11 protein-coding genes and 2 riboswitches are annotated in these 15,495 nt (G+C 65.4%); of the genes, 6 read left to right on the top strand and 5 right to left on the bottom strand.

The features are described from left to right. The first annotated feature begins 161 nt into the window (after positions 1-161). The 5 genes from PQR27_RS27200 to PQR27_RS27180 all read left to right on the top strand — a co-directional run bounded on the left by PQR27_RS27200 (position 162) and on the right by PQR27_RS27180 (position 9,650). Complete coding sequence (locus PQR27_RS27200; RefSeq protein WP_408526701.1) at positions 162-3,623, top strand: DEAD/DEAH box helicase; 3,462 nt, start codon at positions 162-164, stop codon at positions 3,621-3,623. 686 nt (positions 3,624-4,309) lie between these two features. Beyond that, complete coding sequence (locus PQR27_RS27195; RefSeq protein WP_408526700.1) at positions 4,310-5,047, top strand: response regulator transcription factor; 738 nt, start codon at positions 4,310-4,312, stop codon at positions 5,045-5,047. Then, complete coding sequence (locus tag PQR27_RS27190; protein WP_408526699.1) at positions 5,044-6,501, top strand: FecR family protein; 1,458 nt, start codon at positions 5,044-5,046, stop codon at positions 6,499-6,501. Before PQR27_RS27195 ends, PQR27_RS27190 begins: the two co-directional genes overlap by 4 nt. 28 nt (positions 6,502-6,529) lie before the next feature. Continuing rightward, the gene (locus tag PQR27_RS27185) at positions 6,530-9,004 is read left to right on the top strand and encodes a CHASE2 domain-containing protein (RefSeq protein ID WP_408526698.1); all 2,475 of its coding nucleotides are present in this window, start codon (positions 6,530-6,532) and stop codon (positions 9,002-9,004) included. Between the two features lie 49 nt (positions 9,005-9,053). Then, complete coding sequence (locus PQR27_RS27180) at positions 9,054-9,650, top strand: DUF4136 domain-containing protein (protein ID WP_408526697.1); 597 nt, start codon at positions 9,054-9,056, stop codon at positions 9,648-9,650. A gap of 34 nt (positions 9,651-9,684) precedes the next feature. On the opposite strand, the gene bluB is transcribed toward PQR27_RS27180, so the two are convergent. From bluB to cobA, 5 genes are read right to left on the bottom strand one after another with little or no spacing between them, the layout of a single operon-like run. Continuing rightward, the gene (gene bluB / locus PQR27_RS27175) at positions 9,685-10,344 is read right to left on the bottom strand and encodes a 5,6-dimethylbenzimidazole synthase (protein ID WP_408526696.1); all 660 of its coding nucleotides are present in this window, start codon (positions 10,342-10,344) and stop codon (positions 9,685-9,687) included. Continuing rightward, positions 10,328-11,626: a cobyrinic acid a,c-diamide synthase CobB gene (locus PQR27_RS27170; protein WP_408526695.1), complete on the bottom strand. Its 1,299-nt coding sequence runs from the start codon at positions 11,624-11,626 to the stop codon at positions 10,328-10,330. The genes bluB and PQR27_RS27170 overlap by 17 nt, the downstream gene beginning before the upstream one ends. 3 nt (positions 11,627-11,629) lie before the next feature. Next, complete coding sequence (cobO, locus tag PQR27_RS27165; protein ID WP_408526694.1) at positions 11,630-12,232, bottom strand: cob(I)yrinic acid a,c-diamide adenosyltransferase; 603 nt, start codon at positions 12,230-12,232, stop codon at positions 11,630-11,632. Beyond that, entirely contained in the window at positions 12,229-12,657 is a 429-nt protein-coding gene (locus tag PQR27_RS27160; protein WP_408526693.1) for a cobalamin biosynthesis protein, read from the bottom strand. The genes cobO and PQR27_RS27160 overlap by 4 nt, the downstream gene beginning before the upstream one ends. Next, entirely contained in the window at positions 12,654-13,409 is a 756-nt protein-coding gene (cobA, locus tag PQR27_RS27155; protein WP_408528314.1) for a uroporphyrinogen-III C-methyltransferase, read from the bottom strand. The genes PQR27_RS27160 and cobA overlap by 4 nt, the downstream gene beginning before the upstream one ends. A gap of 223 nt (positions 13,410-13,632) precedes the next feature. Beyond that, positions 13,633-13,872, bottom strand: a riboswitch (cobalamin riboswitch). A 79-nt stretch (positions 13,873-13,951) separates the two neighbouring features. After that, a riboswitch (cobalamin riboswitch) is annotated at positions 13,952-14,223 on the top strand. A 179-nt stretch (positions 14,224-14,402) separates the two neighbouring features. Between cobA and cobW the strand changes: the two genes are divergently transcribed. Next, complete coding sequence (gene cobW / locus PQR27_RS27150) at positions 14,403-15,494, top strand: cobalamin biosynthesis protein CobW (RefSeq protein ID WP_408526692.1); 1,092 nt, start codon at positions 14,403-14,405, stop codon at positions 15,492-15,494. The last annotated feature ends 1 nt before the right edge of the window (position 15,495 follow it).

Genomic DNA, 15,495 nt, shown 5'->3' with positions numbered 1-15,495 from the left:
TGCCGGCACAGCCGATTGCGTCCAACGCGTAAAATGGCCGGTTACCACAGGCAATCGATGCCGCACAGAAACTCGCCGGCAGGCGCTGCACGCCACCCGCTGCGGCGATTCTCCGTCATGCGCGCGCTCGTCATTGCCAGCTCGAATATGGATGAACCCTGATGTCGTCAGTTTTCTTTGATCGGGAACGGATCGTGGCATGGCTCGGTGACCATACCGTCGCGAAGGCGCGGTCGGTCGGCGCCGTCACGCATGTGGAATGGCGCGGCGACACGCTCAGCGGCAATGTGCAAGGCACGCGACCGCTTCCCTATAAAACACGGGTGAAGTTTCGTACCGATGGCGGTTCGCCGTGGGCGCAGGGCGATTGCAGCTGCCCGGTCGGCCGCAATTGCAAACACGTCGCTGCGCTGCTGCTCGCCGAGCTCGCGTATCACGACGAGATGGACCATATAACCAACGTCGATTTCGAATCGGACGAGGCTGAGTCGGGCGAGTCTGCGCGGGCGTGGCACGGAGAAAACGTGCCGTCGCCGTCGGGCGTGCGGCCCGAACTGGTCAGCTGGCTCGAACGTTTTCGCGCGCGCGCCGAAGCCGCCGACGCGGTCGCGCAGAAAGCGGGTGCGGCGCGCACCCAGACGCTGGCCTATCTGCTCAACTGGTCGAGTTTCCACAAGCGCCACGAGGTGGTGCTATACCGGGCGCGCTGCAATCCCGACGGCACGATTGTCGAAGTCGACGAACCTTGGGGCAACGTGGAAGCGGCGCTCGTCAAGCAACCCAGGTTCGTCTCCGACGAAGACCTGTCGATCCTGCGCGGCCTGTGGCTGGGCCGGTCCCGTGAGGACTTCGGCCAGTTCATCCTGCGCGGCACGAGCGGCGCGGAGATGCTGCAAAAGCTGATCGCCACTGGGCGCCTGTTCTTCGAGTTACGACCCGAACCCGGCCACGACGGGCCGACGCCGCTGTCGCGTGGCGCCGACCGGCCCGGCCGGATCGAATGGGAGCCGCTCGCCGACGAGCGGCTGCGTCCGGTGCTGTGCACCGAGCCGCGCGCCACCATGGTGCTGCCCACCGAACCGGTCTGGTACGTGGATGGCGTCGCGAACGAAGCCGGTATCGTCGAGTCGTCATTGCCGTTCCAGCAATTGCCCGACTACCTGGCGATGCCGCCGATCTCGCTCGCCGAGGCTCCGCTGGTCGCCTCGGTGCTGCGCGAGATCGCGCCGGATCTGCCGTTGCCGCCCGCGCATGACGCTTCTTCGATTCGCGTGATCGATGTCGACCCCGTGCCGGTGCTGACGCTCAACAGCCATGCGCTGCCGTCGGCCGGTAAGGCCGGGGCGCGCAAAGCCGAGGCCGTGGAGCTGGCCGGCGTCAGCTTCGACTACGACGGTGTGAGTATCAACGTCGACAGCAGCGTCACGCTGGTGCCGATGCCGGGTGGCGACGTGATCCATATCCGCCGCCGCTACGAGGCCGAGAAAAAGCGTCTGCTCGAACTGCGCAAAACCGGGCTTCAGAAGGTCCCGACGAGCCGCGTCTACGCGTCGCGCGTCCTGCCCGATACCATGCTCGGCCTGCCCGATGCCGACGCATGGTCTGCTTTCGTGAGCGACGCCGTGCCGGAACTCGTCGCCAAAGGCTGGCGCGTGACGATGGCGCCGGAGTTCCGCTACAACATCATCGAGATCGACGCGATCGACGGCGAGGCGCATCAGGCCGGCGACGGCTGGTTCGACCTGGAGATGGGCATCCGCATCGGCGAGCGCAACGTGCGGCTCGAGCCGCTTCTCGCGGACCTGTTCCGGCGCGACCGGCGGTGGCTCGGCGGCGCGCTCGAAACGATCGCCGACGACGAGCCGATCGAGCTAAAGACCGACGAGAACAAGCGCCTGCGCTTGCGCGCCGACCGGCTCAAGCCGGTGGTGCGCGTGCTGGTCGACCTGTTCGATGCGCTCGGCGGGGCGCTGTTCGACGGCGCGCCGCTGCGCGTGGCCGCCGTCGACGCGGGCCGGCTGGAGGCGTTGAACAGCACCGGCCGTTGGCAATTCCACGGCGAAGATTCGATCCGCCAGCTGGCGCGGCGGCTGCAGGCGGGACCGGGGCTGCACGAGGTGCCGGTGCCGCGCGGTCTGCAGGCGGAACTGCGCGCATATCAGCAGCAGGGCCTCAACTGGATGCAGTTTCTGCGCGAACACGATCTGGCCGGCGTGCTGGCCGACGACATGGGTCTGGGCAAGACCGTGCAGACGCTCGCGCACATTCTCGCGGAGAAGGAAGCCGGACGGCTCGACCGTCCCGCGCTGATTGTCGTGCCGACCACGCTCGTACATAACTGGCGCGAGGAAGCACGCCGCTTCGCACCCGATCTGAAGGTGCTGGCGTTGAACGGCCCACAGCGCAAGGAGCGTTTCGAGCAGATTCGCGAGCATGAACTGATTCTGACGACCTACGCGCTGTTATGGCGCGATCAGAAGGTGCTCGCCCAGCACGATTACCATCTGCTGATTCTCGACGAAGCGCAGTACGTCAAGAACGCCACGACCAAGGCGGCGCAGGCGATCCGCGGGTTGCGCGCGCGGCATCGGCTGTGTTTGACGGGGACGCCGCTCGAGAATCACCTCGGCGAGCTGTGGTCGCAATTCGACTTCCTGCTGCCGGGCTTTCTGGGCAGCCAGAAAGACTTCACCAAACGCTGGCGCAATCCGATCGAGAAGAACGGCGACGGCGTACGCCGCGCATTGCTGGCGCGCCGCATCCGGCCGTTCATGCTGCGGCGTCGCAAGGACGAGGTGGCGAAGGAGTTGCCGGCCAAGACCACCATCGTGTGCTCGGTCGACCTGGAAGGGGCGCAACGTGATCTCTACGAAACCGTACGCACGGCGATGCAGGAGAAAGTGCGCGCCGCGGTCAGCGCGCAGGGCCTCGCGCGCAGCCATATCATCGTGCTCGATGCCTTGCTGAAGCTGCGCCAGGTATGCTGCGATCCGCGTCTCGTCAGGACGATCAAAGCCGCCAAAGCAGCGGGCGAGGCGGACGTCAAGAGTAACAAGGCGGAGAAGATCGAGAAGGGCGCGCGCGCCATGCGCTCGGCCAAGCTCGATTTGCTACTGTCGATGCTGCCTGAACTGATCGAGGAAGGGCGGCGCGTGCTGCTGTTCTCGCAGTTCACCGGCATGCTCGCGTTGATTGGCGAAGCGCTCGAGGAAGCCGCGATTCCCTATGTAATCCTGACCGGCGATACGGCGGACCGCGTCACGCCGGTTCAGCGCTTCCAGCAGGGCGAGGTGCCGCTGTTCCTGATCAGCCTGAAGGCAGGCGGCGTGGGCCTGAATCTGACCGCGGCCGACACGGTGATTCACTACGATCCGTGGTGGAATCCCGCAGCGGAGAATCAGGCGACTGACCGCGCGCATCGGCTGGGGCAGGACAAGCCTGTATTCGTCTACAAGCTGATTGCGGCGGGCAGCATCGAAGAGAAGATTGTGGCGTTGCAGGAGGAAAAGGCGGGGTTGGCCGACAGCATTCTTTCCGAAGACGCCGCCGGCACGACCAAGTTCTCGGACGACGACCTCGATGCGCTGTTTGCGCCGATGCCGGAGATTGAAGGCGGCCGATGAGGGGCCAGGTGAGGGCGCGGCGTGGGCTCAGGCGTGCGCTGCGCGTGCCAGTACCTCGGGTCCCATGACATCGCACGTATCGCCAGACACTCTCTGACTCGCCCCCAAACGCACCGAGTTCCTTGCCGAAAGGCTAGCGGTATGGTTCTAGTCAAACCATCTAACAATCTTTAAACGATTTATTTTGAGACTGTTCTTATACTGACTCGCAAATTGTCAAATTAACGTTCTCTGAGGTCGAAGCGTGACCTGAGAGGACACAGGCAGGCGGGGCCAACATTGCGCGGGCGAGAGCCCAACCGACCCGAACACCGACCCGCGGAGGTCGATTTGAAAAGCCGCAGAGCCAGCGCGCACGTGGTAAACACGGCAAAACGCGCGGCTCGCAACGGCAGAGCCGCGCCAGATAGCCGCACCACCGCCTCCGGGAAAAAGAACGGCCGTTTTCGATTATGATGATTTGCCCCCCTCGGTAATCGTCGCGATAAAGCAAAAATTACGCGCCAATTTCGAGACGAGGGGCTGCCGAACTCAAACGGGGGTGAGGCAAAGGACCACAAATCGAAGAAAAGGGCAGCCGAAGATGGAATCGGAAGCCGGATCGTCGGTGCGCTCACCGTCATCCCGGCCGTCTGCCGGCTCGCCGGCCATCAGTTACGAAGGACGATGTCGCATCGCGGGGTTCTATGAGAATTGCAGTTCTGGATGACGATTCGGCCCAGGCCGATCTTGTTTGCCAAACGCTGTCGGCAGCGGGTCACATCTGCCACGCGTACGGCGCGGGCCGCGAACTGGTGCGGCAACTGCGGCGCCAGACCTTTGATCTGCTGGTGCTCGACTGGAACGTCCCCGACATGTCGGGTGAAGAGGTGCTGCGCTGGGTGCGTGAAAGTCTGTCCGAGCGCTTGCCAGTTCTCTTCATGACAAGCCGCGGCCGCGAAACCGATATCACCTCGATCCTCAACACGGGCGCGGACGACTACGTCGTCAAGCCAGTTTCCGCCGCGGTGCTGCTGGCGCGCGTCGGTTCATTGCTGCGCCGCGCGTATCACCTGAAACCGGCTGCGGTGAAGGAAGTCTTCGGCGAATTCGAGTTCGATCTCGGCGCGAGGCAAGTGGTGGTGCGCGGCGCGACGGTCGCGGTGACGCAGAAGGAGTTCGAACTCGCGCTGCTGCTGTTCCAGCACCTGAGCCGGCCGCTGTCGCGCGCGCACATTCTCGACGTGATCTGGAAGCAGGCGACGGATATCCCTTCCCGCACAATGGACACGCACGTGTCGATGCTGCGCAGCAAGCTCGGCTTGCGCCCGGAGCAGGGCTATCGGCTGACGCCGATCTACGGCTACGGGTACCGGCTTGAGCGGATCGAGTCCGGCGCGCCGTCGGCCGCTGGCGATGAACGCCGCGAAGCGGGGGACGCGTGACGGTTTCCCTGGGGACGGCGGCGCACGGCCTCGTGCGTTCGCCGGGCCGCCGCGCATGCACGGCGCTGGCGGCGGGATTGATGGCGGTGACCTGTCTCGTGCCGGTGCCGGCGAAGGCCCAGACCCAGACCTCCCGCATGCCGCGACCTCGCACGAGCGCCGCCGCGCCGGCCTACGTCCCGTACGTGACCCGCGAGGGCGACACGCTATACGACATCGCCGGCCGCTATATGCGCGATCCGCACGACTGGGCCGTGTTGAGCCGGCTGAACCATGTGCCCGCGCCGCGCCGCATGCCCGCCGGCATCGCGTTGCGACTGCCCGCCGACAAACTCAGGCAGGACCCGGAAGCCGCGCGTGTGATCGCGACGAGCGGCCCTGCCGAGCACGCGTTCGGCAAGAATCCTTACGTGCCGCTAGCAGCGGGCACGATGCTCGGCGAAGGGGACCACATCCGTACCGGCGATAACGGCTTCGTCACGCTGGAGTTGCCGGACGGCTCGCACGTGTCGGTCCTGCAAGACGGCTTGCTCGATATCGGCACGCTGCGGCGCACCGCACTGACTGGCACAGCCGACCGCATCCTCGATCTGCATCATGGGGAAGTCGAGAGTCAGGTCACGCATGCGACCAGAAAGGATGACCGCTTCCAGATCCGCTCGCCGTCGGTTGTGGCGGGCGTGCGCGGCACGCGTTTCAAGGTGGCTTATGACGGCGACACGCGAACCACCGCGGTCGAAGTGCTCGACGGCGCGGTCGGTGTCGATCCTTCCAGCAACGGGGCACACGCCGCCGCGCCACTGCCGGGCGTGCCGTTGCAGGCCTCCGCGCAGCTCGTCAAAGCGAGCTTCGGCAGCATCACACGCACGGGCGACGCGATCGGCGCGCCGGTCGAATTGCTGCCCGCGCCGGCGCTCACCGAGCCGGCCAGGGTACAGGACGGCAAGACGGTCGCCTTCGACCTCGTGCCTGCCGTACCCGCCACCGCCTATCGTGTGCAGATCGCACGCGATGCCGATCAGCTCGACCTGATCCGGGATCTGCGTGTCAGCGCGCAGCATGCGGATTTTGGCGATCTGGCCGACGGCACTTATTTCGTGCGCATCGCCGCGATCGACGCAAACGGACTCGAAGGCCTGCCGCAGGTGTATGGGTTCGAACGGCGTCAGCTTGGGCTGGCGGCGTCGGCGGCACCGCGCGCCGGTAGCCGCGACTACGAATTCCGCTGGTTTGTCAGCCGCTCGACCGTCGAGACGCGCTTTCGGTTCGTGCTGGCCGCGAGCGCCGATCTGCGCCATCCGATCGTGGATCGCACGGATCTGATGGGCGGCCAACTGGTGGTGAGCGATCTGCCGGCGGGTGTCTATTATTGGACGATCGTCGCCGAGCAGTTCGAAAACGGCCGGTTCTATGAGAAGAGCAGTTCGGTGCGGTCATTTACGCTGGCGCGCTGAAAACATAGCCCATGGACCACGCAACGCTTTGCCGAACACCTCCCCACGTCTGAGCCTCGACCCGCGCGCCCGTCTCGGACGGCGCGCCGGCCGCCGCTTCCTGCTCGAATGGGTGGGCATCGGCTGTCTTGGGATCGTGGTGATTCTGCTCGGCTCGCTCGGCCGGCTGACCGCGAGCGTCGATCATCTCGTCTACGACCGCTTCCTGAGCCTGCGCGCGCAGCCCTTGCTATCCGACATCGTGGTAGTCGAAATCGACAATGCCAGCATCGCGCAACTCGGCCGCTGGCCATGGCCGCGCAGCGTGCATGCCAAATTGCTCGAACAGATCGCGAAGGCGAAGCCCGCGGCCGTGGTGTACGACGTGCTCTTCACCGAAGCCAATCCGGAAGACACCCCGCTCGCCGGCGCGGTCGCATTGAGTCCCACCTATTTGCCGATGCTGCTGGCGCCGCCTGACAACGCCGGCCGACGTGTCGCGGTCGACCCGGTGCCGCCGCTCGCGCGTGCCGCGGCCGGCCTCGGCCATATCAATCTCGAAGTGGATAGCGACGGTATCGTGCGCAGCGTTGCGCAATTCGAGGGCGACGCGGATGCGAGCTGGCCGCAATTGATGGTGCCGGTCGCACAGGCGGTCGAGCGTGGCGCGCTGCAATTGTATGAACGGCCGCACAAGCGCTCCGGTGGCCGCGCGGTGGCGACACCTTCCGACGGTGAAGCCCGCTTTCTGATCCCCTTCGGACTGAATGCGCAAAACTACAGGAGGCTGAGTTTCGCGAGCGTGCTCGCCGGCGAGGTGCCTGCGAACACGCTGCGCGGGCGCATCGTGCTGGTCGGCGTCACCGCATCCGGTTTATACGACCGCTTTGCGACGCCGGTGTCCGGCGAACTGGGGCCGTTGCCGGGCATCTACATTCACGCGAACGTGCTCGACACGTTGTTGACCGGCCGCGCAATCGAGCCGGTCGCGCCATGGCTGGTGTTCGTCGTGTCACTGGTGCCGCTGGCCGTGCTGCTGGCCGGCTTCCTGGTGCTGTCGCCGCGCCGCTCGCTATTGTTGACGGGCGCGCTGTGCGCGCTCGCCGCAGCGGGGAGCGCCGTCCTGCTGTACGGCGCGCGACTGTGGATGTCGCCGGTGCCGGCGATTGTCGGCGTGATCGTCGTGTATCCGATCTGGAACTGGCGGCGCCTCGAAATGACCATGGCCTATCTGCGCGACGAGCTACAACGCCTTGCCGACGAGCCGCATCTTCTGCCGGAAACGCCGCAGCCGCGCCGCGAGTTCGGCGGCGACGTGCTGGAGCAGCATATGGGGCTGATGGCACAGGCGGCGCAGCGCGTGCAGGACATGAAGCGCTTCGTGTGGGACAGCCTCGACAGCATGCCCGAGCCGATTCTGGTGAGCGACGTGCATGGCATCGTGCTGATCGCGAACCATGCCGCGAAGGCGCATTTCGCGCGGCTGGGCGCGCCGCTGCCGGAGGGCCGGCTGATGCAGGCGGTGCTGGGTGGCCTGACGCTGGTCAAGACCATCGATAGCGGCGCGGCATCCGACGCCGAACACAACCTGCATGCGCACACCCATTGGCCCGCGCTGCTCGACCCGGCGCGCCGTGAATTCGCCGCGTTGATGGAGCAGGGCGTGGAGGTGCGCGACGCCAACGGGCGCGACCATCTGCTGCGTTACGCGAACTGCACCAACGAGCAAGGCGAGACGACCGGCTGGATCGCGGGGCTTGTCGACGTATCGGCCCTGCATGCGGCTGAACGTCAACGGGAAGATGCATTGCAGCTCCTGTCGCACGATATGCGCTCGCCGCAGGCGTCGATTCTCGCGCTCGTCGAGATCGAGCGGGCCCGCGGTGAATCGGTGCTGGCGCGCGGTCTGCTCGAACGCATCGAACGCTATGCGCAACGCGCGCTGACGCTCGCCGACGATTTCGTGCAACTGGCGCGCGCCGAATCGCAAGCCTATGTACTCGAACCGGTGAGCCTCACCGAACTGCTGATCGACGCGAGCGATGAAATCTGGCCACAGGCCCACGCGAAGCAGATCACGCTGCAAACCGATACCGATGACGACGCGGGTCACTGGATCTGCGCCGACCGCTCGCTGATGACGCGCGCGCTCGTCAATATCCTTAACAATGCGGTGAAATACAGCCCGCCGGATACGCGGATCACGTGCAGCCTCAAGCGCGTGGCGCCGGTTATCGCGCCCGGCATGGCCAAACGTGTGTCGTGCACGATCCGCGACGAAGGCTATGGCATTCCGGAAACACAGCAGGCGGGTCTGTTCGAACGGTTCCGGCGCTTTCATCAGGACGAGCGGCCGGAAGTAGACGGCGCCGGATTGGGCATGGCGTTTGTCAAAACCGTCGTGACACGCCACGGCGGCGATGTCGAGGTGGTGAGCGCGCCGGGCAAGGGCACGGCCTTTACGATTCATCTGCCGGTGCTCGACGATGCGCAGGCCGATGGGTCCGCCACGCTGCGCCCGTGACGTATCAAGTGTGAAATGTGAATCCGCAGTCTATTGAGGCGAGAAGACGGTGAAAGCGATACTGATCTGTGCCGTGCTGGCCGCGGCGAGTCTCACCGGCTGCGCCGGCCTGAGCGCCGACGTGCATAGCGCGAGCCCCGCTGCGGCGCTGCAGGGCGAGCGAACCTATGCGATTGCGCGCATGCCGTCGCAGGACGACAGTGCGGATCATCCGCAATTCGAAGCCTTGCTGCGCGACGAACTGGCGAAGAACGGCTTTGTCGATACGGCGGACAAACCCGCGCACTATCTGCTGTCAATGGCCTATGACACGCGCCCGGCCTCGGTCGGTGTCAACTCAGGCGATTGCACGGCAGGCGCATGTGGCCGCCCGGCTGAACCGCCGTTCTCGCTGTTCGGTGCACGCGCTTATCAGCACGCGTTGACGCTGCGGTTTTTCGAGCGCGCGAGCGGACAGGAGGTCTACAAAGTCAGTGCAACGAGCAGCGATCGGGATGCGGATCCAGTGCACGCGATGCCCGCGCTCGTCAAAAGTGCTCTGGCGCAATTGCCGTTCGGCGCACCACCCGACTGGCGAGTGACACTGCGCGCCGCTCAGGCCGGCGGTGTACCGGATGTGGTGTCGGTCAAGCCACTGCAACCATAAAGCGCAGTGCCTGATTCGGACGCCGGTGCGGGCTTTATTCCGGCGCTTTTTCGTTTGCGGGCCAGTGGTTTTCGAATACGCAATCGGCGAGCGGCATGCGGCTCGCCCAGCGTTCGGTTTCCAGCATCGGCTCGCTGTAAAAGTGATCGACGTGGCCGAGACAGAGAATCGCCACCGGCCGCGCGCCTTCGGGCATATGCAGTAGCGCGCGCACCGCGTCGACATCGAACAGCGACACCCAGCCCATGCCAAGCCCTTCCGCGCGGGCCGCGAGCCACATGTTCTGGATCGCGCAGGCCACCGACGCGAGATCCATCTCCGGCAAGGTGCGGCGGCCGAAGATGTGGCGCTCGCGGCCATCCATCAGCGCCATCACCAGCAGTTCACCGCACTCCAGCATGCCTTCCACTTTCAGCTTCATGAACTCTTCGCGGCGCTTGCCGAGTGCATCGGCGGTGGCGAGCCGTTCGCTTTCCACCGTCTGATGCAGGGCGGCGCGCAACGCCGGATCGGTGATGCGCGCAATGCGCCACGGCTGCATGAAGCCGACGCTCGGCGCGTGATGCGCGGCGTCGAGCAAACGTTGCAGTACGACGGCATCGACCGGGTCGCGCACGAAGTGGCGCATGTCGCGCCGTTCGTAAATGGCGCGGTAGACGGCCTCGCGCTCGGAGTCGTTAAAAGGCTTCGCCATGGAACAGGGCGGCCGTGAAGGCCGGGTTGGAGGGCCAATAGGCGTGCATATAGCTCGCGACGATCGAACCGGCGCGGAACACGGCCTCACCGGGAGCGTCGCTCTGCGGCCGGGTGGCGGAACGCAGCGGCGTGAGCGGCGTGCTCAGCTTCGAATAGTGAAACGTGTGGCCTGTCAGCGGCCCGTGCAGGCTGTCGATCTGCTGCATGCCGAGCGCGGTGAAGCGCGTTTGCATGGTCGCGTGGCCGGGCAGCAGGCCGAGCATGGGTGTGCTGACGCCGCTCGTGTCGGTGAGCTGTTCGAGCAGGTAGAGCATGCCGCCGCATTCGGCGACGACCGGCTTGCCCGCCACGGCATGCGTGCGGATCGCCGCGGCGCTGGCCGCGTTGCGTGCGAGTGCGGGTGCGTGGAGCTCGGGATAGCCGCCTGGAAGATAGACGGCATCGGTATTGTCCGGCAGCGCTTCATTGGCGAGCGGCGAGAAATACGCCACACGCGCGCCGAGTTCCTGCAACAGCGTGACGTTGGCCGGATAGATGAACGAGAACGCCGCGTCACGGGCGATGGCAATCCGCTTGCCTTCCAGCAGACGCGGCAGCGCTTCATTGGCCGGCGTGCCGAATTCGACCGGTGGCGGCAATTCCGCCAGCGCGGTGTGCGAGAGCGCATCGGCCGCGCGATCGAGGCGCGTATTCAGATCGTCGATTTCGGCCGCCTGATGCAGGCCGAGGTGGCGATCGGGCAATTCGATGGCGTCGTCGCCCGTGATGTGCCCGCACCAGCGCAGGTCGGCCGGCAGCGCCTCTTCGAGCATCTGCGCGTGTCTTGCCGAGCCGACGCGGTTGGCCAGCACGCCGTAAAACGGCACCTCGGGCCTGAAGCGGGCGAGACCGAAGGCGAGCGCGCCGAAGGTCTGCGCCATGGCTTTCGCTGAAATCACCGCCAGCACCGGCACGCCGAATACGGTGGCCAGATCGGCGCTGCTCGGCGTGCCATCGAACAGGCCCATCACCCCTTCGATCAGGATCAGATCGGCCTCGCGCGCCGCTTGTGCAAGCAGGGTGCGGCAGGCCGTTTCGCCCACCATCCAGAGATCGAGCGACAACACCGGCGCGCCGCTTGCACGCGCCAGTATCATCGGATCGAGAAAATCGGGGCCTGTTTTGAACACGCGCACGCGCCGCCCCAGCCGCCGATGGTAGCGCGCCAGACCCGCGGTGATGGTGGTCTTGCCTTGGCCCGACGCGGGCGCGCTAATGAACAGGGCGGGGCAGGCGGACATGCGTCAGAACTCCACGCCGCGCTGCGCTTTCACGCCTTGCTCGCGATACGGGTGCTTGACGATCCGCATTTCGGTGACGAGGTCCGCCGCTTCGATCAGCGCGTCCGGCGCGTGACGGCCGGTCACCACCACGTGCAGCATCGGCGCGCGCGCTTTCAGGACCGACAGCACTTCGTCGAGCGGCAGGTATTCGTACTTCAGCACGGTGTTCAACTCGTCGAGGATCACCATCTGATAGTCGCCGCTTTCGATCATCCGGCGTGCTTCGTTCCAGCCTTTGCGCGCGGTGGCGATGTCGGCGTCGCGGTTCTGGGTGTTCCAGGTGTAGCCGTCGCCCATCGTGACGAAATCGCATTGCGCGATCGCGCCGAGAAAATCGCGCTCCGAGGTATGCAGCGCGCCTTTGATGAACTGCACGACGCCGAGGCGCATGCCGTGTCCGAGCACGCGCACGGCCATGCCGAACGCGGCCGTGGTTTTGCCCTTGCCGGTGCCGGTGTTGACGATCAGCAGGCCCTTTTCAACGGTGGCGGCAGCCTGCTTTTTCTCATGGCCTTCGCGCCGGCGCTCGGTCATGCGTTGATGCGATTCGGGGTCTGTTTTCATGGAAGGTCCTGTTTGTTGAAGTCGTTGTGCGTGATGTCGATGCCGGCGTGAGCGGTTGAGGCGATCGCCGCCGTGACGCCATCGAGTATGGTCTTGCGGACGATCAGGCGCGCGCCCGGAGCGGCAGCGAGCAACGCGCAGGGCTCGCATACGCCGTCCACACCAAGATATTCGCGCGCCGCGGCCGAGGGCTCGGCAGTCGCGAGAGGCAGCGTGGCGATCTGCTCGCGACTAATGATTGCTAACGGCAGCGCGTGACGCGCGCAGAATTCGTGCAAACCCGCTTCCTGCGCCCTGGCATCGACCGTTGCAACGACGCCGATCGCCTCGAACGCGAGGGGGCCGAGCGCGGCGCGCACGGCCGCTTCGATCTGCTCAGCCGAACTGTTCGAGCGGCAACCGATGCCGACACAGAGCGTTTTCATGGCGCGCGATCCGCGTTCGCGGCGGCGGCGGCGGTGGCGGCCAGCGCCAGCGACGCCACCCCGCCGATCACCACGATCGCCGGCGAGCCGAGCCCGGCGCGTGAAACGTCGTCGGCGAATCCGTTGAGGTGCCCTAGCACATGGCGCTGCTCTGGACGCGTGGCGGATTCGATTGCCGCGCACGGCGTATCGGCACGCATGCCGGCCGCGAGCAACGCCTCGACAATGTCGTTCAACCTCTGCATACCCATATAGATCACCAGCGTCATACGGGTGGCGACGAGCGCGGCCCAGTCGGGCTCGCCGCTGCCGGCGCCGTGTCCGGTGACGAACACCACGCCCTGCGCGTGATCGCGATGGGTGACCGGAATGCCGATGGCCGCGGGCGCTGCAATGCCCGCGGTGATGCCGTTGATGATGTCGACTTCGATGCCCGCCGCGTGCAGCGCCTGCTGCTCTTCGCCGCCACGGCCAAACACGAACGGGTCGCCGCCTTTCAGGCGCGCGACACTGCGCCCGGCCTGAAGATGTTCGAGCATTTGCGCGACGATGCCGGCTTGCGGTGTGGACGGATGGCCGCCGCGTTTGCCGACGTAGACCACCAGCGCGTCGGCACGCGCGAACTGCAGCACCTCGGGATTCACCAGATCGTCGACCAGCACGACATCGGCCCGCGCCAACGCGCGGGTTGCCTTGAGCGTCATCAGTTCGATGTCGCCCGGACCCGCGCCGATCAGCCATGCGCGGCTCATCGCGGCGTGCATGGCGCGCGCCATGCCGTGGCAGAGGGAAACAGGCGTGCCGTGCAGACGGCCCAGGCGAAATGAAAGCTCATGCGGTGCGACAGATTACGCACGACGAAAAACGCCGCTCGCTACGTTTTCTTCGGATAAACGCAAACGGGCGCGCCATGTCGTGCTTCACAACGCCTTCACATCCGTCCCTCGCGGATTCCGGCGGCCGGCAGCGTGACGAACGCTGCCTCCGCGTCTGGCCGGTATCCGGGCTGGCGGCCTCATGCGCTTTGCCTTCCCGTCTGAATTCGTCAGACAGTGGCATCGAAAACACATGCGCGGCGCCAGACAAACCACATGACGCCGCAGGTCGCTTACCGTTGCGGGGACAGCACAGGTTGAGCGCACCGGGCGCTGCCTGTTTCCCGTTTAACTGCACACGCTGAACGCATGTGCGGGCACCAAACGCGCGCATACGATAGCACACGGCGGCCCCCGCCAGCGCGCCGATTCGGCGCCGCCGCAGCCCGCGTTTCCTTGACGGCGCAAGGCCGCGGGCCTACACTCGCACGCACTTTGGTGCTCGTGTGCGCGCTCGTGCGCATGCAGTTAAACGGGAAACAGGGCTCCCGCCTGCAATGGATCGGGTCAACCTGTGCTGCCCCCGCAACGGTAAGCGAACAGCGGCGCAATCTCTGCGTCGCGGAGCCGGCTTCAATGTCCACGCGCAAGGCCGCGTCGGCATATAACCACTGGGCGAGAAACCACTCGCACGGGAAGGTGAAGCGGCGCTTTCGCCAGCCCGGATACCGGCCAGACTACGCAGAACGAATGCCGCGGGGATGCGGCGGCTCGTTCGTGATCTCATTGTCGATTTCAGTTGCCCCGGCAACGCCGTTTTTCGTCCCCGCGTTTTGTAATTGTCTTTGGCTGGCAGGGCCGTCGCCCCGTGTGGTCGATCAATACGAGGCGCGTCGGCGTGAACGTGCATTTCTACGGATGGACCCCACGATGCAAACTCAAATGCGCAAGATCCCCGTCACTATCGTTACGGGTTTTCTCGGCAGCGGCAAGACCACGCTGCTGCGGCATATTCTTCAGCATGCGGGCGGCAAGCGCATCGCGGTGATCGTCAACGAGTTCGGCGAACTTGGCATTGACGGTGAAATCCTCAAGGGTTGCGGCATCGGCTGCGACGAGAACGGCGCCGAAACCGAAGGGCAATTGTATGAACTCGCGAACGGATGCCTGTGTTGCACCGTGCAGGAAGAGTTTTTCCCGGTCATGGAGAAACTGGTGGAGCGCCGCGAGCAGATCGATCATGTGCTGATCGAAACCTCCGGGCTCGCGCTGCCCAAGCCGCTGGTGCAGGCATTCAACTGGCCGCAGATCAAGAACAGCTTTACGGTCGACGCGGTCGTCACCGTGGTGGACGGCCCGGCTGCGGCAAGCGGCCAGTTCGCCGACAACCCCGTTGCCGTGGATGCGCAGCGCAAGGCCGACCCGAATCTCGATCACGAGTCGCCGCTGCACGAACTGTTCGAAGATCAATTGTCCGCGGCGGATCTCGTGATTCTGAATAAAACAGACCTGCTCGACGACGCGCAGCAAGCTGCTGTGGAAACGCTGATTCGCGGGGAGATTCCGCCGCAAGTGAAGATCGTGCGCGCGCATAGGGGCGAACTCGATCTGCACACGTTGCTCGGTCTCGAAGCGGCGTCGGAAGAAACGATCCACCTGCGCCACGATCACCACGGCTCCGCCGACGACGCCGATCACCATCACGACGAATTCGATTCCGTGGTGGTCCACGCAAGCGCGCCTTCGCGTGAAGCGGTGATTGCGGCGCTGCAAGGGCTTGTCGAAACGAACACGATTTACCGCGTCAAAGGTTTCGCCGCGTTGCCGGGCGCGGCCATGCGTCTGGTGATCCAGGGCGTGGGGCGCCGTTTCGATAGTTACTTCGATCGCCGCTGGCAAGCGGGGGAAACGCCGCAAAGCCGCTTTGTACTGATCGGTGAAGACCTGGATCCGGCCGCGCTGCAACGCGCTTTCGAGGCCGCCTTGAGCGCCGTGTCCAGCGCGCAGCCGCAACAGGCGTAGT

It is taken from the genome of Paraburkholderia fungorum, assembly GCF_046027215.1.
Classification (GTDB): Bacteria; Pseudomonadota; Gammaproteobacteria; order Burkholderiales; family Burkholderiaceae; genus Paraburkholderia; species Paraburkholderia fungorum_D.
This window is presented reverse-complemented; position numbering and strand designations above follow the sequence as displayed.

What these genes read in the sequence shown, in the direction of transcription:
- PQR27_RS27200 (WP_408526701.1), top strand. Translation starts at nt 162, where the DNA reads ATGTCGTCAGTTTTCTTTGATCGGGAACGGATCGTGGCATGGCTCGGT.
- PQR27_RS27195 (WP_408526700.1), top strand. Translation starts at nt 4,310, where the DNA reads ATGAGAATTGCAGTTCTGGATGACGATTCGGCCCAGGCCGATCTTGTT.
- bluB (WP_408526696.1), bottom strand. Translation starts at nt 10,344, where the DNA reads ATGGCGAAGCCTTTTAACGACTCCGAGCGCGAGGCCGTCTACCGCGCC.
- PQR27_RS27170 (WP_408526695.1), bottom strand. Translation starts at nt 11,626, where the DNA reads ATGTCCGCCTGCCCCGCCCTGTTCATTAGCGCGCCCGCGTCGGGCCAA.
- cobO (WP_408526694.1), bottom strand. Translation starts at nt 12,232, where the DNA reads ATGAAAACAGACCCCGAATCGCATCAACGCATGACCGAGCGCCGGCGC.
- PQR27_RS27160 (WP_408526693.1), bottom strand. Translation starts at nt 12,657, where the DNA reads ATGAAAACGCTCTGTGTCGGCATCGGTTGCCGCTCGAACAGTTCGGCT.
- cobA (WP_408528314.1), bottom strand. Translation starts at nt 13,409, where the DNA reads ATGAGCCGCGCATGGCTGATCGGCGCGGGTCCGGGCGACATCGAACTG.
- cobW (WP_408526692.1), top strand. Translation starts at nt 14,403, where the DNA reads ATGCAAACTCAAATGCGCAAGATCCCCGTCACTATCGTTACGGGTTTT.